This window comes from Synechococcus sp. B60.1 (assembly GCF_047462555.1).
Taxonomy (GTDB): Bacteria; Cyanobacteriota; Cyanobacteriia; order Thermostichales; family Thermostichaceae; genus Thermostichus.
Genome location: NZ_JANSJN010000012.1, coordinates 20,608 through 38,051 on the forward strand (window position 1 = coordinate 20,608; position 17,444 = coordinate 38,051).

A 17,444-nucleotide genomic window follows, 5' to 3' on the forward strand; every position below is an offset into this window, starting at 1 on the left:
TTGATGCTGGGGACGGCTGGGATCCCATTCGGCTCAGGAGAGGGGGGGTGTAGTTCCTCTTCCCTTGCTTTGTAGGTGCTAGGGCAGCAAGTTAGGAGAAATGGCAATGGCCAGAACAGATCAGCGCTTTGACTATGTCAAGATTGGGCTGGCTTCTCCGGAGCGGATTATGGAGTGGGGCCAGCGCACCCTGCCTAACGGCCAAGTGGTGGGAGAAGTCACCAAGCCAGAGACCATCAACTACCGGACCCTCAAGCCGGAGATGGATGGCCTCTTTTGTGAGCGCATCTTTGGGCCAGTTAAGGACTGGGAGTGCCACTGTGGCAAGTACAAGCGCGTGCGGCACCGCGGCATTGTTTGCGAGCGCTGTGGAGTGGAGGTAACCGAGTCGCGGGTGCGCCGTCACCGCATGGGCTACATCAAGTTGGCTGCCCCGGTCACCCACGTTTGGTACCTGAAAGGGATCCCTAGCCACATCGCTACCCTGCTGGACATGCCGCTGCGGGACGTGGAGCAGGTGGTGTACTTTAACGCCTACGTAGTGGTGGATCCGGGCAACGCTCCCAACCTCTCCTACAAGCAGTTGCTGACCGAGGATCAATACCTCGAGATCGAGGATCAGATGTACGAGGAGGGATCCGAGCTGCAACTGCCGGAGAACTGGGCCATGATTGGGGCGGAGGCGATCGAACGCCTGCTCAAGGATATTGACCTGGAAAAAGAGGCGGAGCAGTTGCGGGAGGAGATCGCCAGCGCCCGCGGCCAAAAGCGGGCGCGCCTAATCAAGCGGCTGCGGGTGATCGACAACTTCATCGCCACGGGAGCCCGGCCAGAGTGGATGGTGCTGCGGGTGTTGCCGGTGATCCCGCCGGATCTGCGCCCGATGGTGCAGTTGGATGGAGGCCGCTTTGCCACCAGTGACCTCAACGATCTCTACCGCCGCGTGATTAACCGCAACAACCGCTTGGCGCGGCTGCAGGAGATCATGGCGCCGGAGATCATCGTGCGCAACGAGAAGCGTATGCTGCAGGAGGCGGTGGACGCCCTGATCGACAACGGTCGGCGGGGGCGCATGGTGGTGGGGGCCAACAACCGTCCTCTCAAGTCCCTCTCCGATATCATCGAGGGCAAGCAGGGGCGTTTCCGGCAAAACCTGCTCGGCAAGCGGGTGGACTACTCTGGGCGTTCGGTAATCGTGGTAGGGCCCAACCTGCGCATGCACCAGTGTGGCTTGCCCAAAGAGATGGCCATCGAGCTGTTTCAGCCCTTTGTGATCCACAAGTTGATCAAGCGGGGCATCGTCAACAACATCAAAGCCGCCAAAAAGCTGATCCAGAGCAACGACCCGCAGGTTTGGGACGTGCTGGAGGACGTAATCGACGGCCACCCAGTTTTGCTCAACCGTGCTCCAACGTTGCACCGCCTCGGGATCCAAGCTTTTGAACCAATCCTGGTGGAGGGGAGGGCGATTCAGCTCCACCCCTTGGTCTGCCCGGCCTTCAACGCCGACTTCGATGGCGACCAGATGGCCGTGCACGTGCCCCTGTCGTTGGAAGCCCAGGCAGAAGCGCGCTTGCTGATGTTGGCCACCAACAACATCCTCTCTCCGGCCACCGGCGCTCCAATTATCACCCCCAGCCAAGACATGGTTTTGGGGTGCTACTATCTGACGGCGGACAATCCCCACGCCCCCGACCTTGGCGATCGTTATTTTGCCAGCCTGGAGGACGCCCTCATCGCCTACGACCGCGGCGTCATCGGCCTGCACAGCAAAATCTGGGTGCGCTACAGCGGCCCGATGGAGTTGGGCAAGGAGGAAAAAGAGTCGGAGCCCCAGATTATCGAGGAGCCGGGCGGCACCCGCCTCAAGATCACCAACTACCGCCGCATCCGCGAGGATCAAGACGGCAACGTGATCAGCCAATACATTCGCACCACGGCGGGCCGGATCATCTTCAACAAAACGGTGCAAGATATTTTGTCTGCTTGAAGCTGCCCCTATGGACGTTGCCCTTGTCGATAGGCAGCTAGGATCCCTACCCCCTTGTCCAGAACTGTCAGAGTTATCACTGAGGCATTATGAGCGAAAAAGGACGCTTTTCCGCCGGTTTAATCCGGCAGGCCGCTGACGGCGCCAAAGCCGAGACTCCGCCGCCCCCTGTACCCTTCCGCAACTATCAAATCGGCAAAAAAGAGCTGCGCAACCTGATTGCCTGGTCATTTGCCCGCTACGGCACTGCCCGCACTGCCCAAATGGCGGATGCCCTGAAGGCCATGGGCTTCAAATACGCCACCCAGGCTGCCGTTTCCATCAGCATCGAGGATCTGCGCATTCCGCCCAGCAAGCGGCAGTTGTTGGCCCAGGCGGAAGCGGAGATCGAGGCAGCCACGGAGCGCTACACCCGCGGCGAGATCACAGAGGTGGAGCGCTACCAGAAGGTGATTGACACCTGGAACCAGACCAACGACCAAATCAAGGAGGAGATGCTCAGCAACTTCCGCCAGAACGATCCCCTCAACTCCGTATACATGATGGCCAACTCGGGGGCAAGGGGGAACGTCTCGCAGGTGCGGCAGTTGGTGGGCATGCGCGGCCTGATGGCCAACCCGCAAGGGGAGATCATCGACTTGCCGATTAAAACCAATTTCCGCGAGGGCCTGACCGTTACCGAATACATCATCTCTTCCTATGGGGCCCGCAAAGGTTTGGTGGACACGGCTTTGCGCACTGCCGACTCCGGCTACCTGACCCGCCGCCTGGTGGACGTGTCTCAAGATGTCATCGTGCGGGAATCCGACTGCGGCACCGACCAAGGGATCCTGCTGGAACCCCTGATGGATGGGGACAAGGTGGTGGTGTCGCTGGAGGAGCGCCTGGTGGGCCGGGTGCTGGCTCGTGATGTAGTACACCCGCAAACCCAGGAGATCATTGCCCGTCGCAACCAAGAGGTAGATCACGACTTGGCCAAAGCCATCGTGGAGGCGGGCATCCGGCAGGTGATGGTGCGTTCTCCCCTCACCTGTGAGGCCAACCGCTCGGTGTGCCGCATGTGTTACGGCTGGAGCCTGGCCCACTCCCGTCTGGTGGATCTCGGAGAGGCGGTCGGGATCATCGCCGCCCAATCGATTGGGGAGCCGGGCACCCAGTTGACCATGCGCACCTTCCACACGGGAGGTGTATTTACCGGGGAGGTGGCCCGCCAAATTCGCGCCCCCTTCGCCGGCGTGGTGCGGTTCCCGAAAAACCTGCGCACCCGCCCCTTCCGCACCCGCCACGGCGACGATGCCCTGCAGGTGGAGGTGAACAACCAAATTGTCCTGGAAGGGCCGGAGGGGCGACGGGAAGTCTTCGACCTGACTCAGGGATCCACCCTGCTGGTGCGGGACGGGGCCCAGGTGCAGCGGGATCAGTTGATTGCGGAAGTGGCGTTGGCCAAGGCCGTACGCAAGAGCACCGAGAAAGCCCAGAAGGAGGTGGTGGCCGACTTAGCGGGGGAAATCCGCTTTGCCGATCTGCCCATCGAGGAGAAAACCGACCGCCAGGGCAACACCACCTACACCGCGCAGCGGCAAGGGTTGATCTGGGTGATGTCCGGCCAGGTGTACAACCTGCCGCCAGGGGCCGAGCCGGTGGTGAAAAACGGGGATCGGGTGCAGGCGGGGGATGTGATCGCTGAGACCTCGCTGGTAACCGAGCACGGTGGCATTGTGCGGCTACCGGAGCGCAGCGACAGCAAGAGCGGGCGCGAGGTGGAGATCATCAACGCCGCAGTGGTGTTGCATGAAGCGCGGGTGCGGGTGGAATCCCACCAGGGCCGGGAGCAATTTTTGCTGGATACGGCCAGCGGGCAAACCTTTGTCCTCAAGGCTACGCCAGGTACCAAGGTGGGTAACGACGAGGTGGTGGCGGAGCTGATCGAGAACCATTTCCGCACCCAGACGGGTGGCCTGGTGAAGTTTGCCGGTGTCGAGGTGGCACGGCGGGGCAAGGCGAAGCAGGGCTACGAGGTGATCCGGGGCGGCACCCTGCTGTGGATCCCGGAGGAGACTCACGAGGTGAACAAGGACATCTCCCTCTTAAATGTGGAAGATGGCCAGTACGTAGAAGCCGGCACCGAGGTGGTGAAGGACATCTTCTGCCAAAATGCCGGCGTTGTCGAAGTTATCCAGAAAAATGACATCCTGCGGGAGATCATCATTAAGCCCGGCTCCTTGCATCTAGTGGATGACCCCGCCGACTTGGAAATACCCACCGGCACGCTAATCCAGCCAGGCCAGAAGCTGCTCAGCAGCATCGTCCCTGACCGGTTGGTCTATCTGGAGCAGGTGGAGACTCCTGAAGGGCCAGGTCTGCTACTGCGCCCAGTGCAGGAGTACGAGATTCCCGACCGCCCGTTGGTGCCCAGCCAAGAGTCTACCAGCGAGTCTGGCCGCTCCATTCGCCTGCGGGCGGTGCAGCGCGTTCCCTTCAAGGATGGGGAGCGGGTGAAGTCGGTGGGGCCGGTAGAACTGCTGCGCACACAACTGGTGCTGGAGATCGATACCGACGCCCCGCAACTGAAGGCCGATATTGAGCTGATCCAAGATGAGAGGGATCCCAGTATCCGTCGCCTGCAACTGGTGATCCTGGAAACCCTGCTGCTGCGCCGCGACGTGGAGGCAGATCTCACCCAGGGGAGTACCCACACGCGGCTGTTGGTGAGTGAAGGAGACAGTATCGGCAGGGGAGGTGTTATTGCCCGCACCGAGATTCAGGCCAAAAAAGCCGGGATCGTGCAAGGGATCCGCCAGGGCGCGGAAGTGGTGCGACGGGTTCTGGTGGTTACCGACGACGACCTGCTGACGGTGCCTCTGACGGGCCAAGCCAGCGTCGAGGGGGGAGCGCTGGTGCGGGCCGGCGATGAGCTGGCGCCGGGGATCCCTGCTCCTGAGTCGGGGCAAGTGATGCAGATTGCCGATGACCAAGTGGTGTTGCGGTTGGCGCGGCCCTATTTGGTATCGGCAGGTGCCATTCTGCAGGTGCGAGATGGGGATCTGGTGCAGCGGGGGGATGCCCTGGCTCTCTTGGTGTTTGAGCGGGCCAAGACGGGAGACATCATCCAGGGTCTGCCGCGGATTGAGGAGCTGTTGGAGGCCCGCAAACCCAAGGAAATGTGTGTTTTGGCCAAGCGGCCCGGCACGGTGCAATTGAGCTGGCGGGGAGAAGAGCCGGATCTGCGGGTCATCGAAGCGGATGGCACGGTTACGGAATACTCGGTGTTGCCGGGGCAAAACCTGATTGTGGTCGATGGCCAGCCGGTACAGGTGGGGGATCCGCTGACCGACGGCCCGGCCAACCCCCACGACCTCTTGGAGATCTACTTCGAGTACCATCGCCAAACCTTGGGCGACGACCAAGCCGCACGGCTGGCCTTGCGGGAGGTGCAGCGCTTCCTGGTCAACGAGGTACAGAACGTCTATCGCTCGCAAGGGGTGGAGATCGCCGACAAGCACATCGAGATTGTGGTGCGCCAGATGACCTCCAAGGTGCGGGTGGACGACAGCGGCGACACCGTCCTGTTGCCGGGCGAGCTGGTGGAGTTGCGGGAAATCCAGCAGACCAACGCCACCATGGCCATCACCGGCGGGGCGCCGGCTAAGTACACGCCCGTTCTGCTGGGGATCACCAAGGCCAGCTTGAACACCGACAGCTTCATCTCGGCGGCCAGCTTCCAGGAGACCACGCGGGTGCTGACGGAGGCGGCCATCGAAGGCAAGTCCGACTGGCTGCGGGGTTTGAAGGAGAACGTGATCATCGGGCGCTTGATCCCGGCGGGCACCGGCTTCAGCACCTACGAGGAAACGGCGCCAGAACCGGAGCCCGAGGAAGAGGAGGAGCCTGTCGTGCTGCCAGAGCTGCCGCCCCGCCTGATCTTGGAGGACGACCAGCTCATTGACGACTCCACCCCTGCCTTCGACGAGCCAGTGGAGGATGAGGGAGAAGAAGAGTGAGGCGTTGACGGATCCCCAGTCCTGGGCGGCCCTACAGGCTGAGATCGCTGCTTGCTGCCGCTGCCCCCGCCTGGTGGCTTGGCGAGAAGGGGTTGCCCAGCGAAAGGTGGCCCGTTTTCGGGAGCAGACCTACTGGGGCCGAGCGGTGCCGGGGTTTGGGGATCCGCAGGCGCGGCTGTGGGTGATCGGCTTGGCGCCAGCCGCCCATGGGGGCAACCGTACAGGCCGGGTGTTTACCGGGGATCCCAGCGGGGATTGGCTATTTCGCGCTCTGTACCGGGCCGGTTTTGCCAATCAACCCATCTCCCTGCACCGGGAGGATGGACTGCAATTGCGGGATTGCTACATCTCAGCCGTGGTGCGCTGCGCGCCGCCAGACAACCGCCCCAGCGCCCCAGAAGCCAAAGCCTGCTTGAGCTACTTAAAGCGCGAGTTGGAGTTGCTGGCCCAGGTACGGGTGATCTTAGCGTTAGGCCATTTTGCCTTTCGCTACACCTTGGCGCTCTTGCCGCCTCTCAGGCCCCGCCCCCGCTTTGGCCACAACTGCGTTGTTCCTTTGGGAGAGGGTCGCTATTTGCTGACGTCTTACCACCCCAGCCGGCGCAACACGGCCACCCAGCGGCTGACAGAGGCGATGCTGGACGCCGTCTTTGAGCGGGCGCTGCAGTTGTTGTCTCCATCTCCGCCATCCACCCCCCTGATCGAGTTTTGAGCTGAAGATTCTGCAGTGGCCGGACGTTTGGCCAAAGGCTGTGTAGTCGTTGCTGCCCCTCATCCCCAACCCCTCTGCCCCAAGGGGAGAGGGGAGCTGGAGATCAACGGAGGGGCTGTTCCATAGCCACTTGCAATGGCAGCGACTACCTTGCTGAGCCGCCGGGCCCGGCAGGGATCAAGCCGGCTGCCAGGTTTCCAGGCGGTAGGCGCTGTCCCAAAACAGCCATTCCAGGCGGGAGGCGGCTACAAAAGCGGCGGTCATCTTTTCCCGCATCGCCGCTGTGGTCTGCGCAGCCAAGGAGTCGGTGATGGCAAGGGCCTGTTGCACCACCTGGGCAAATTCTTCCCCCGCGTAGGTGTCGATCCATTGTTGGTAAGGATTGTTGGGCTTGGCGGTGCGGTAAATGGCGGATCCCACCTCACGGTAAATCCAGAAGCAGGGCAGCACGGCGGCCATGGCCACCTCGTAGGGATCCAAGGCAGCCGAGGCCAATAGAAAACGGGTGTAGGCGAAGCAGGCAGGAGCGTAGGTTGTCTCCGGCTGGATGTTGTAGAGGCGAAAGTAACTCTCGTGCAGGCTGCGTTCGGCCACAATGGCCCCCAGGGCAAAGTTCAAGAAACTCACCACCCGCTCAGCCCCTTCAGAACGAGCCCCGATCAAGGCGAGGGCGCGGGCAAAATCGGTGAGATAAAGAGCATCTTGCTGCAGGTAGAACTGGAAGCGCTGCCGCGAGAGGCTGCCTGCCGCCAGCTCTTGGTTAAAGGGGTGATCCAAGATCTGTTGGTAGATAGGCTCGATTGTCTGCCAGAGGTGGGTGGTAAAGGATTGGGACATGGTGGCTCTCTCGCAGCGTTGTCTATTTTCCTACCGCTTTTCAGAGGGTCGGCCTAGCTGGAGCTAGGCTTCGGGCATGAGGGGGCGGAAGCCATGCTTGCGAGACAGTTGCCCGATTAAATCCAGTTTTTCTAGGGTAATCAAGTTGCGGCCCCAACTGAAATTGGTGTGTAGGCCCTCGAACTCCAGGAGCATCGCCTCGGCAAAGCAGGCAAAGAGCTGGCGGGCCGGGTTGGCCACATTCAAAAACTGCATAATATTCCACTCGATATCGAGAGAGTGTTCCACCATGCCGCCGTCGATCACGTACAGCCCCTTGCGCTGCAACTTGGAGGCGATGTTTTTCGGGTAGCCACCGTCGATGATCACGCAGGGATCCGGCAACACCTGAGGATCGAGGGCCACCCCTTGGCTCATGCTGGCCACCCAGACGATGAAATCGGCGCGGGGCAAGGCCTCTTCCAAGGAAGAGATTTCCCCTTTTTTAAGTTTGGCCTGCAGCTCTTCCAGGCGTCGCCGCTCGCGGGCTATCAACAGCAATTTGGCCGGGGAAGTGTGGGCTACCAACCACTGGCAGATGGCACTACCGATATCGCCGGTGGCCCCCACCACGGCAACTGTGGCGGCTGCCAAATCCATGGCGTAGCGCTGGGCCGCTGCCTGCAATTGCTGACAGATAATATAGGCTGTGTGGGTGTTGCCGGTGGTAAAACGCCGAATTTCCAGGTCGATGTTGCGCACCCGCCGGAGGGTGTCAAGGCGAAAATTCTCGAAAATAATGCTGCTAAATCCTCCCAGGGTGGTGATGTTCAAGCCGCGCCGCTGCGCCAAGGCCATCGCATTCAAAATCTTGCGACAGGCCGCTTTTACCCGTCCCCCCGCCAACATTTCCGGCAGGAAACAGGATTCGACGTACTGGCCATAGATTTTTTGGCCTGTGATGCTGGTCACCACGATCTCGTCCACCACCTGAGGCGGAGCCATGCACCAAAATTCCAGGTCGCTCTCCGCATATTCGGAATACCCCAGCTTATCTGCCACCCGTTTTGCGTGGGCCAGGCTGGTCAGGTGCCCGATCAGGCCGAACATAGATGCTCACTCACTTCAATACTTATGAGCTCCATCCGGATCCCATCAAAACATGTCCGCACCCAGGAAGGGTAGGGAACGTTCCAGCCAGGCCGGAAAACCAATCGGCAGGCAGAGTTGAGGTGGGTCAGGCAGCCCGCAAACCCTGGGCCGAGAGGCGCATCACCTCGCGAGTGTTGAAACCGATGTTGGCCAGGGCCTCGCCGTAGGCGATCATGAAATCTTCTACAATGGCCTCGCGATCCATGTAAATGGCTTCCACATCCGCCTCTACCTGCTGCAGCATCTGCCAGACTAGAGGCAGATTTTGGGCGTTGGCCGCTTCGATCTGGGCTTTGACCTCGGCAAAGTGTTCGCCCAGCCAGCGCTCCCCAAAATTGAGGTGCAGATACTCGTCCTTAACTACCCCCTCGGTAATCTTGCGGGCAAAGTCATCGGCGACCGGGATGTAGATGTTGTAGGCAGCGATGGCAAAGCACTCGATGATCAAAGACTGAATGACAAAACAGGAGACCAGGTTCCTTGCCGCTGCGGCACTTTGGAAATTGTCCCGCAAAGGCGCGAAAAAGGCGCGGGCAAACTCCACATCGGGTTCCACCTGCAGGTTTTTGCCGCAGGCCTGGAAGCCCTTCATGTGGCGCAATTCCATCTTGGCCAGCTTGCGCAGCTCCTCTGCAGCTTCCGGCAGCATTTCGGCCAGCTTGAGGTAGTTGTCGTGGGCTTCTTGTTCCCCTTCGATAACAATACCGTTGATGCGGGAGTAGGCCTGCCGATACCCTGGGCTGCTGTAGTCTAGGGCAGTACCGCCCCCATCAGCGGGGGAGGGAGGGGTGTTGGGCAGGACGTTCGCTGGGGCCATACTCGTGCATCTCCTTTTGTCGTTGTAGATTGTTGTGAACCGCTTCGCCGGCCCTTCAACAATCCTGGCGCTTGCCACTCAATTGTTCCTCTACTCAGAATAGCCTTAGGTGGCGCGGAATTCATCGGATCCCTTTTGCCCAGGCAGGCAAGCCTGTTAGGGTGAGTGCTCAGGTGCCGTTGAGGAGCCTGGGGTATGTCTGCTCTTGGGGAGGGCCTGAATCAATTGCGCCAGTTGCTGGTGGATCTGGAGGAACAATCTCTCGATCAGCCAATTGGCAGCGCCGAGGAGGTGTTGCAGGTTATCGAGTTGGCAACGGCTTTTGAGCTGTTTGAGGCGGAAAGCAGCGGTTTGCTGCTCCAGATTGTGGCCAATCTCTGGGATCGGGTACGCCAGCACGCGCTGTCGGCGCAGGAGATCGAGGCCGTGGCGGAGAAGCTGCGGGCGGTGGGCTATACCGATGCCGAGATCCAGGAGATTTTGGATCTGGAGCCTTAGGACAACTAGCTGCAGGCTAGGCGGAAACCATGCCCAACTCGGCGGGGGCGACATCTGCTTCTAGGTGAGTGGCTGTGTCATAACAGGCTCCCCGCAGGTTGGCCAGCTTAAGTTTACAGCCCCTGAGGTTGGCCCCTTTTAGGTTGGCGCCGCTGAGGTTGGCCCCCGCCAGGTCGGCCTGGCTGAGATCGGCACCCCTCAGGTCGGCTGCGCTCAGGTTGGCGCCGCGCAGGTTGGCCCCTTGCAATCGGGATCCCGGCAACTTGGCTTTTTCCAGGTTAGCCAGGCGCAGGTTGGATCCCTGAAGGTCGGCTTGGCTGAGGTCGGCGCCGCCCAGGTAGGCCCGCTCCAGGTTGGCAGCGCCCAATTTGGCCTGCTGGAGGATTGCCCCGCCCAGGTCGATCCCAGCCAAGTCGGCACCAGCCAGGTCGGCTTCGGCCAATTGGCTGTTGCTGAAGTCCCGCTCACCGCTGCCATAACGCTGCAACAGTTCCGCTGCGGTTTCGACCATTGCTTTTCCCCATGCCAGACAAGTCGGATCCTACCGAGGAACAGGGTTGCCGCCAAGGGCGCAAATCCTCCAGGCAGCGCCTATCGGCCATGCCTTGCTCCTGTCTCTAGATCCGAATATCTGCCAAGGCCACTGGCCCTCTGGCCTACAAGAGCGCGCTAGGATGGGCGCAGCGCCCTTTTCTCTGGATCCCATCTGTTCTGTTATGAGCTTGCCCCGCGTGCCCCGCTCCCGGCCCCGCCCAAAGTTGCGCTCGATCCCTCGCCGCAAAACCGAATCTGCTCTCTATGCCGAGATGCAGCAGCTCACTGTGGAAAAGCAGCGGCTCAACCAGGAATTGGAGTTCATTCAGGAACGGCAAGGGCAGATTCAAGCAAGGCTCTGGGAAATCGAACAAGCGCTACAGCGTTTTCAGCAGGAGGCAGAGCGCTTTCGGGATCCCGCCGCTGCTCCAGAACCGGCCACGGGCCGCTTCTCCTCCTCCCGTTTCCCGCCGATGACCTTTGAGTACTGAGCCAGGTTCCCTACTGGGTGGGGAAGCCAAAGCCATTGCCGAAGGCCGATGGATCCAAAAACTGGGTTTAAATCCCCGTCCTGTCCTTTGGGACGGCCTTGTGGTAGCTTTTGTATGGCGGCATGGGTAGTCAGCCGCTTCAAAAACCCAGTAGTCTAACCCCTAAGACATCAGCTAGGGTTTTGTCTGGGCCTGGAAGCGGTACCTTTGGGCAGAAAAGAACCGAGCAGTGAGACCGAAGTCCCGGGGCAGACCCGTTGGCTTTTGCTACCGGGATCCAACCGCCCAGGCTGACTCATGGCCCATTCTGATGTTGATTTCAACTCCCATCCGGCATCGCTGAGTCCATAACTGCAACTGAGCACACAAGGAGCTGAGCCTCGACCATGGTTACTGCCACCGCTACTGCGACCAACGTTGGCTACATCACTCAGGTCATTGGGCCTGTAATCGACGCCGAGTTTCCCAGCGGCAAGCTGCCTGAAATCTACAACGCTCTCAAGGTGGAAGCGACGACCGAAAGCGGCCTGAAGGTCAAAGTCACCTTTGAGGTGCAGCAGCTTTTGGGGGATAACCGCGTGCGGGCTGTGGCTATGTCTTCTACCGATGGCTTGGTGCGGGGCATGCCAGTGGTGGATACAGGTGCCCCGATTACCGTGCCGGTGGGCGAGGCTACCCTGGGTCGCATTTTCAACGTGCTGGGGGAGCCGGTGGATCAAGGTGAGCCGGTGCAAGCCAAGGAGTTTGCTCCTATCCACCGCAGCGCGCCGCCCTTTGTGGAGCTGACCGTCAAACCGGAGCCCTTTGAAACCGGCATCAAGGTGATCGACCTGCTGGCCCCCTTCAAGAGAGGTGGCAAGGTGGGCCTGTTTGGCGGCGCTGGCGTTGGCAAAACAGTGCTCATCCAGGAGCTGATCCACAACATCGCCGAGGAGCACTCCGGCCTATCGGTGTTTGCAGGCGTGGGAGAGCGCACCCGCGAGGGGAACGACCTCTACAACGAGATGAAAGAATCGGGGGTGCTGGACAAGGTGGCGCTGGTGTACGGCCAGATGAACGAGCCGCCGGGCGCCCGTATGCGGGTGGGCCTGACTGCCCTGACGATGGCGGAGTACTTCCGCGACGTCAACAAGCAGGATGTGCTGCTGTTTATCGACAACATCTTTCGCTTTGTGCAGGCCGGGTCGGAAGTGTCGGCGCTGTTGGGCCGCATGCCCTCAGCGGTAGGCTACCAGCCCACCTTGGCTACGGAAATGGGCAACCTGCAAGAGCGCATCACCTCTACCAAGCAGGGATCCATCACTTCGGTGCAGGCGGTGTATGTGCCTGCTGACGACTTGACGGATCCGGCACCGGCGACGACGTTTGCCCACCTGGATTCGACAGTGGTGCTGTCGCGCAGCTTGGCCGCCAAGGGCATCTACCCGGCGGTGGATCCTCTGGATTCTTCCTCCACCATCTTGCAGGCAGACATTGTGGGTGAGGAGCACTACAACACCGCCCAGGCGGTGAAGCAAACGCTGCAGCGCTACAAAGAGCTGCAGGATATCATCGCCATTCTGGGGTTGGACGAGCTGTCGGAAGAGGACAAGCTGGTGGTGGCCCGTGCCCGCCGTATCGAGCGCTTCCTGTCGCAGCCCTTCTTTGTGGCGGAGGTCTTCACCGGCTCGCCCGGCAAGTACGTGAAGTTGGAGGACACCATCAAGGGCTTCCAGCGCATTTTGTCGGGGGAACTGGACGATCTGCCGGAGCAGGCTTTTTACCTGGTGGGCACTATCGAAGAGGCCATTGAGAAGGCGGAGAAGCTCAAGTCTAAGTAATGCCCTCACCCCCAGCCCCGCTCCCGGCGGGAGAGGGGAGTTGATGACTGCTAGGGATCCTCGGCCACGGGCCCGAAGCGGTAGCCTTTGCCATAGACGGCGTGGATCAACTCGGGGGAGCCGGGCAAGCGCAGGCGACGCCGCAACAGGCGCACCTGGGCGGCCAGGACGTTGCTGCTGGGGGGATCCTCGCCGGCCCACACCCGCTCGTAGATCTGCTCGTGGGTGAGCAACTGGCCGGGGTGGGTCATGAAGTACTCCAGCAGGCGGAATTCCTTTTGGGAGAGGTGGATCATCCGCCCCTGGCGGTAGGCCACTTGGTTCTCCCGATCCAGCTCCAGATCCCCAATTTGCAGGCGAGGGATCCCTTCGCCGGGGCTGGCGGCCCGCCGCAAGAGGGCCCGCACCCGCGCCAGCAGCTCCCGCAGCTCGAAGGGCTTGACCAGGTAGTCGTCGGCGCCGGCGTCCAGCCCTTCCACCCGGTCGTCGAGGGTATCTCTGGCGGTTAGGAAGAGAATGGGGGTGGCGCGGGACGCAGTCCTTTCCACTTGGCGCACCTGTTGGCAGAGGGAGAGGCCGGACAGGCCCGGCAACATCCAGTCCAGTACCAGTAGGTCGTAGGGTGGAGCTGGGGGCTTCTGCAGCAGCTCCCAGGCACTGTTTCCCTCGTAGGCCACGTCCACGCTGTGGCCCTCTCGCCGCAGGTGCTGGGCCAGGGAATCGGCCAACTCCACTTCGTCGTCCACCAACAAGATGCGCGCCATGCTCTAGGAGTCTGTCTCGTCGTCGGTTGCAGAAGAAAGCTCGACTGCCGAGGAGCAATCCGAGCCGGGCAGCGGCTCCAGTTGCAAAGAGAGATCATAAAGGCGGCGCCGCGTCCAGAGGGGGGATCCCTGGAAGCGCTGGGCCAGTTGCCGGCTGGCGGCGGAGCGGGAGAGGCCCTCGGCCAGCAGGCGGGCCAGCTCCTGGCGAACTTCCGCTTCGGAAGGGGAGGTTTCTGCATCTTTTTCAGGGGAAGGCCGCCCCTCTAGAACAAGGGTGAACTCTCCCCGCGGTGGCTGGGCGGCGCAGTGCTCCAGAGCGGCGGCCAGGGATCCCCGCCAGAAGGACTCGTGCAGCTTAGTCAGCTCACGGGCCAGCACGATCTGCCGCTCCGGGCCGCAGTGAGCCAGGAGATCTTGCAGAGTTTGCTGCAGGCGGTGGGGGGCTTCGTAGAGGACGATGGTGCGCTCTTCTTGGGCCAGTTGTTGCAGACGGGCCTGCCGCTGGCTGGTCTTGAGCGGCAAAAAACCCTCGAAGACAAACCGCCCTGTGGCCAGCCCAGAAGCAGCCAAGGCGGCCACTGCCGCTACCGGGCCAGGCACCGGGATCACGGGGATCCCGGCCTGGATGCAGGCGCGCACCAGTTCTTCACCCGGATCGGAGATGGCGGGTGTGCCGGCATCGCTGATTAGAGCCACCGACTGCCCTGCTGCCAGATACTTCAGGATTTGCGGGATCCGCTGTGCTGTGTTGTGCTCGTGATAGCTGATGAGGCGGGCGGAGATCTGAAAGTGTTTAAGAAGCTGGCCGGAGTGGCGGGTGTCTTCTGCTGCCACCCAGTCCACCTCCCGCAAAACCCGCAGCGCCCGCAGGGTAATGTCTTCGCGGTTGCCGATGGGGGTCGCCACCAAGTAGAGACCGGCGGTGGGGCGCTCCATCTCGATAAGGCCAGAGCTAAGCGGGTACCGCTTTCCAGGTTAACCGCTCTGGCCGGGATCCCTGTGGCAGGATCGGGGAAGATTGGCGGGAGAAAGCGGGTGCGCCTGACCACGCGAGCTACCTATAGCATCCGGGCTTTGCTGGATCTGGCGATGCTCGGCGCGGGGCAGATGGCCTCGGTGCGGGCCATTGCTGAGCGACAGCGGATCCCGGCCCCCTATCTGGAAAAGCTGTTGATCGAGCTGCGCCAGGCCGGTTTGGTCTGTTCGCAGCGGGGGGCGCAGGGGGGCTACCGGCTGGCACGAGCACCGCGGCGGATCCCGATCAGCGCCATTTTGGCAGCGGTGGGAGAATCTCTGGATCCTCTCCCAGGCAGCTCTGAGAGGGCAGAGGCTCAGCAGGAAGGCTCTGCGGATGGGCTGGACTGGGTAACGGAGGCCCTCTGGCGGCGGATTGCCCAGCGGGTGGAGCAGGTGTTGGAGGAAACAACTCTGGAAGATCTCTACTTCGACGCCCGCAGTTGGCAGGCAGCCCAAAGTCAGGAGGGGGGGTTTGTGGTCTGATCGCGCCTGCGGGAGGGAGACCTTGCTGTTTTTCCCGAGTCAGCCGGCCGCTCCCCTGGTGCTGGCGGCAGCTTTGGGTCTGGATTACTGGTTGGCAGATCCCTGGGGGTGGCCCCATCCGGTGCGGGTAATGGGGGCGGTCATCGCCTGGGGACAAGGCTGTATCCTCAAGCACTGTTCGACCCCACAGGCACAACGGTGGGGCGGAGCAATGCTGACACTGGCGCTGCTGGCGGGATCCTACGCAGCAGGTTGGGGGCTGATCGCCGTTGCCCAGGCTCTCCATCCCTGGGCAGGGATCCTGATGCACGCCATCCTAATGGCCAGTTGCCTGGGGGGGCGCAGCCTGCGCTTTGCCGCCTTGGAGGTGTTGGATCCCTTGGAAAGGGGGGATCTGCCGCAGGCCCGCCAACGGCTGAGCCGCTACGTGGGCCGGGATACAGAGCACCTGACGGAGGCGGAGATTTTGCGGGCGGTGATCGAGACGGTGGCGGAAAATACCCCGGACGGGGCGACGGCCCCTTTGTTCTATGCCTTTTTGGGAGGGGCGCCCTTGGCTTTGGCCTACAAGGCCAGCAGCACCCTCGACTCGATGGTGGGCTATCGCCACGCCCCCTTCACCTACTTGGGCACGGTGCCGGCCCGCTGTGAGGATGTGCTGACCTGGCTGCCCTGCCGGCTGACGGTGCTGACCCTGGCCCTGCTCAGCGGGGATCCCTGGGGGTTTTGGCAGCGGTGTCGCCGCGACGGGCGGGCGGATCCCAGCCCCAATTCGGGGTGGAGCGAGGCGGCCTTTGCCTGGCGGCTGCAGATCCAGTTGGGAGGCACTAATTGCTATCGCGGGATCCCGAAGGAGAAGCCCAAGGTGGGGATCCCAGCCCGTCCCTTGAGCCCCCAGGTGGTGCGGGAAAGTCTGGGGCTGCTGCGGCAGGTTCTGGGGGTGTGGGGAAGTTGGATGGTGGGCGTAGCTCTAGTTCTCAGCTTGGGAGAGGGGCTGGGGGCCACTTCGGTATCGATTATTTGGTGGTATTGAGAAAGTCGCCGAGATTGAGGATGGTGTTTTGCTCGCTGACGATGGTTTGGATATCGTCAGGCAAGTTGCGGACGTACTCGAGCTGAAGGGCCTAGGGCGTCGCAGGCGCATGGGAAAGGGCTCCGGGATCCAAGACTTTTGATCTTTCTTAACGGGTGCTAGCTCAGCACCCAGCGCTGGAGAGCAATGCCAAGGAGCAGACCGAGGCCGCCAAAACGCAGCACCTGCCAAAAGGTGGTGGGAACGGGGTTAAACACTTCCAACAGGTAGGCTTGCAGGCGTTGTTCCAATTGGCTAACTTCCGCCTGAATTTCAGCCCAGTGTTCGGGGGAAAGCTGGGACAGGCGCTCCAGCTCGCGTAGATCGGCCAGCCGTGCTTGCAAGCTCTCGAGCTTGGCTTGCAGAGCCTCAAGCAAATCCGGGGAATCGGGAGGGGCGGTCACGGCTGTGCCTCGGCTGGGGGGGCAGGGGAACGGGGTCGGGAAAATCCGGTCTGAATTTCGTTGAAGGGCTTAGCTTTGATCACCCCTGGGGGGACAGGATCCAACTGGAAGAGGGCGCGAATGGCGTTTTCCACTTCGGTGATGGGGCGGTTGCCAATGGATTGGTAGACGAGGTTGCCCTGGGAGTCAAAAAGGAGGGTCTGGGGAACTCGGCCGCTGTAGTACTGGCCGCGCTCGTCCCCAGGCAGGAGGGAATCAACAGAATAGGGAATGAAATAGACTGCCCGGCCATAGCGAACTTGCAGGTTGGCCAGGGTGGCTGCGTATTTTTTGCAGTCGCTGCTGTCGTCAATGTAGTAAACGAGGAGGGCCGGGATCCCTTGTTCTTTCGCCTGCTTGAGGGAGACGCGCGGCGGAACCATGCCGCCGTTGGAGCCGTAGAGGGCAAAGATGTTGCCGTCGTAGCGGTCGTCGTTGAGGAGGGCATAGGCAGGCAGAGACAACCAGCCTATGAACACGACGCACAAAGCCACCAGGAGAAGACGCAGCCACAGCATGATTTGGAGAGGACTGTTGGGCAAAGAGGGGGCTCCCTCATTGTGCCATTTTGCTCTGGCGCCGTGCTCCCCCTTCCAGTTTGCGGTGGGATCCCTTCATGAACGTTGGATAGTGGTCTCGATCCGCGGTTGTTTTTTCACTGAATCTGCCCTCACCAGCCGGATGTAGTCCTTGGGAAAACGGCTGAGGCACTGCTTGACAGCCTGAAAGTCAGCAGCCGATTCTTTTGGCTTAATCGGCGGGAAGCCCCGCGGAGAACAAGTGAATCTAACGTAAGGCGCGGGATTCCCCACCCGGGTGGGGAGGGATAGCGCC

At 61.4% G+C, this 17,444-nt stretch carries 16 protein-coding genes; 8 read left to right on the forward strand and 8 right to left on the reverse strand.

Features of this window, described 5'->3' with window-relative positions:
- Positions 1-106: 106 nt before the first annotated feature.
- The 3 genes from NW863_RS02540 (at position 107) to NW863_RS02550 (ending at position 6,703) form a co-directional block, all read left to right on the forward strand.
- Positions 107-1,990: a DNA-directed RNA polymerase subunit gamma gene (locus NW863_RS02540; protein ID WP_414364182.1), complete on the forward strand. Its 1,884-nt coding sequence runs from the start codon at positions 107-109 to the stop codon at positions 1,988-1,990.
- A gap of 89 nt (positions 1,991-2,079) precedes the next feature.
- The gene (locus NW863_RS02545; protein ID WP_414364183.1) at positions 2,080-5,991 is read left to right on the forward strand and encodes a DNA-directed RNA polymerase subunit beta'; all 3,912 of its coding nucleotides are present in this window, start codon (positions 2,080-2,082) and stop codon (positions 5,989-5,991) included.
- Positions 5,972-6,703 carry a uracil-DNA glycosylase gene (locus NW863_RS02550; RefSeq protein WP_414364184.1) on the forward strand — a complete coding sequence of 244 codons (732 nt, stop codon included), beginning with the start codon at positions 5,972-5,974 and terminating at the stop codon, positions 6,701-6,703. Before NW863_RS02545 ends, NW863_RS02550 begins: the two co-directional genes overlap by 20 nt.
- Positions 6,704-6,880: 177 nt before the next feature.
- On the opposite strand, the gene tenA is transcribed toward NW863_RS02550, so the two are convergent.
- The 3 genes from tenA to NW863_RS02565 all read right to left on the reverse strand — a co-directional run bounded on the left by tenA (position 6,881) and on the right by NW863_RS02565 (position 9,488).
- A complete protein-coding gene (tenA, locus tag NW863_RS02555) occupies positions 6,881-7,540 on the reverse strand; it encodes a thiaminase II (RefSeq protein WP_414364185.1) in 660 nt (219 codons plus the stop codon).
- 63 nt (positions 7,541-7,603) lie between these two features.
- Positions 7,604-8,629, reverse strand: coding sequence for a long-chain acyl-[acyl-carrier-protein] reductase (locus NW863_RS02560; protein ID WP_414364186.1), 1,026 nt, complete (start codon positions 8,627-8,629; stop codon positions 7,604-7,606).
- A 127-nt stretch (positions 8,630-8,756) separates the two neighbouring features.
- Positions 8,757-9,488, reverse strand: a complete 732-nt coding sequence (locus NW863_RS02565) for an aldehyde oxygenase (deformylating) (RefSeq protein ID WP_414364188.1) — start codon at positions 9,486-9,488, stop codon at positions 8,757-8,759.
- Between the two features lie 195 nt (positions 9,489-9,683).
- Between NW863_RS02565 and NW863_RS02570 the strand changes: the two genes are divergently transcribed.
- A complete protein-coding gene (locus NW863_RS02570) occupies positions 9,684-9,986 on the forward strand; it encodes a hypothetical protein (RefSeq protein WP_414364189.1) in 303 nt (100 codons plus the stop codon).
- Positions 9,987-10,002: 16 nt separating this feature from the next.
- Here the strand turns inward: NW863_RS02570 and NW863_RS02575 are convergent, their stop codons facing one another.
- Complete coding sequence (locus NW863_RS02575; protein ID WP_414364190.1) at positions 10,003-10,497, reverse strand: pentapeptide repeat-containing protein; 495 nt, start codon at positions 10,495-10,497, stop codon at positions 10,003-10,005.
- A gap of 163 nt (positions 10,498-10,660) precedes the next feature.
- On the opposite strand from NW863_RS02575, the gene NW863_RS02580 reads away from it, so the two are divergent.
- Positions 10,661-11,011 (forward strand): gas vesicle protein GvpV, encoded by a 351-nt coding sequence (locus NW863_RS02580; protein WP_414364191.1) that lies wholly within the window; start codon positions 10,661-10,663, stop codon positions 11,009-11,011.
- A 386-nt stretch (positions 11,012-11,397) separates the two neighbouring features.
- Complete coding sequence (gene atpD, locus NW863_RS02585) at positions 11,398-12,831, forward strand: F0F1 ATP synthase subunit beta (protein WP_414364192.1); 1,434 nt, start codon at positions 11,398-11,400, stop codon at positions 12,829-12,831.
- Between the two features lie 50 nt (positions 12,832-12,881).
- Here the strand turns inward: atpD and rppA are convergent, their stop codons facing one another.
- Both rppA and rsmI read right to left on the reverse strand, forming a co-directional pair.
- Positions 12,882-13,595 (reverse strand): two-component system response regulator RppA, encoded by a 714-nt coding sequence (gene rppA / locus NW863_RS02590; RefSeq protein WP_414364193.1) that lies wholly within the window; start codon positions 13,593-13,595, stop codon positions 12,882-12,884.
- A gap of 3 nt (positions 13,596-13,598) precedes the next feature.
- Positions 13,599-14,531 (reverse strand): 16S rRNA (cytidine(1402)-2'-O)-methyltransferase, encoded by a 933-nt coding sequence (rsmI, locus tag NW863_RS02595; protein ID WP_414364194.1) that lies wholly within the window; start codon positions 14,529-14,531, stop codon positions 13,599-13,601.
- 99 nt (positions 14,532-14,630) lie between these two features.
- Here rsmI and NW863_RS02600 point away from each other — a divergent pair, with 99 nt between their 5' ends.
- Positions 14,631-15,095 (forward strand): RrF2 family transcriptional regulator, encoded by a 465-nt coding sequence (locus NW863_RS02600; protein WP_414364198.1) that lies wholly within the window; start codon positions 14,631-14,633, stop codon positions 15,093-15,095.
- Between the two features lie 22 nt (positions 15,096-15,117).
- Positions 15,118-16,128: an adenosylcobinamide-phosphate synthase CbiB gene (cbiB, locus tag NW863_RS02605; protein ID WP_414364195.1), complete on the forward strand. Its 1,011-nt coding sequence runs from the start codon at positions 15,118-15,120 to the stop codon at positions 16,126-16,128.
- Positions 16,129-16,286: 158 nt separating this feature from the next.
- Here cbiB and NW863_RS02610 read toward each other — a convergent pair whose 3' ends face one another.
- Positions 16,287-16,571: a hypothetical protein gene (locus tag NW863_RS02610; protein ID WP_414364196.1), complete on the reverse strand. Its 285-nt coding sequence runs from the start codon at positions 16,569-16,571 to the stop codon at positions 16,287-16,289.
- Positions 16,568-17,152 (reverse strand): thylakoid membrane photosystem I accumulation factor, encoded by a 585-nt coding sequence (locus NW863_RS02615; RefSeq protein WP_414364197.1) that lies wholly within the window; start codon positions 17,150-17,152, stop codon positions 16,568-16,570. Before NW863_RS02615 ends, NW863_RS02610 begins: the two co-directional genes overlap by 4 nt.
- Positions 17,153-17,444: the final 292 nt, after the last annotated feature.

What these genes read in the sequence shown, in the direction of transcription:
- NW863_RS02575 (WP_414364190.1), bottom strand. Translation starts at nt 10,497, where the DNA reads ATGGTCGAAACCGCAGCGGAACTGTTGCAGCGTTATGGCAGCGGTGAG.
- NW863_RS02545 (WP_414364183.1), top strand. Translation starts at nt 2,080, where the DNA reads ATGAGCGAAAAAGGACGCTTTTCCGCCGGTTTAATCCGGCAGGCCGCT.
- rsmI (WP_414364194.1), bottom strand. Translation starts at nt 14,531, where the DNA reads ATGGAGCGCCCCACCGCCGGTCTCTACTTGGTGGCGACCCCCATCGGC.
- tenA (WP_414364185.1), bottom strand. Translation starts at nt 7,540, where the DNA reads ATGTCCCAATCCTTTACCACCCACCTCTGGCAGACAATCGAGCCTATC.
- NW863_RS02580 (WP_414364191.1), top strand. Translation starts at nt 10,661, where the DNA reads ATGGGCGCAGCGCCCTTTTCTCTGGATCCCATCTGTTCTGTTATGAGC.
- NW863_RS02560 (WP_414364186.1), bottom strand. Translation starts at nt 8,629, where the DNA reads ATGTTCGGCCTGATCGGGCACCTGACCAGCCTGGCCCACGCAAAACGG.
- atpD (WP_414364192.1), top strand. Translation starts at nt 11,398, where the DNA reads ATGGTTACTGCCACCGCTACTGCGACCAACGTTGGCTACATCACTCAG.
- NW863_RS02565 (WP_414364188.1), bottom strand. Translation starts at nt 9,488, where the DNA reads ATGGCCCCAGCGAACGTCCTGCCCAACACCCCTCCCTCCCCCGCTGAT.
- NW863_RS02550 (WP_414364184.1), top strand. Translation starts at nt 5,972, where the DNA reads ATGAGGGAGAAGAAGAGTGAGGCGTTGACGGATCCCCAGTCCTGGGCG.
- NW863_RS02540 (WP_414364182.1), top strand. Translation starts at nt 107, where the DNA reads ATGGCCAGAACAGATCAGCGCTTTGACTATGTCAAGATTGGGCTGGCT.
- rppA (WP_414364193.1), bottom strand. Translation starts at nt 13,595, where the DNA reads ATGGCGCGCATCTTGTTGGTGGACGACGAAGTGGAGTTGGCCGATTCC.
- NW863_RS02570 (WP_414364189.1), top strand. Translation starts at nt 9,684, where the DNA reads ATGTCTGCTCTTGGGGAGGGCCTGAATCAATTGCGCCAGTTGCTGGTG.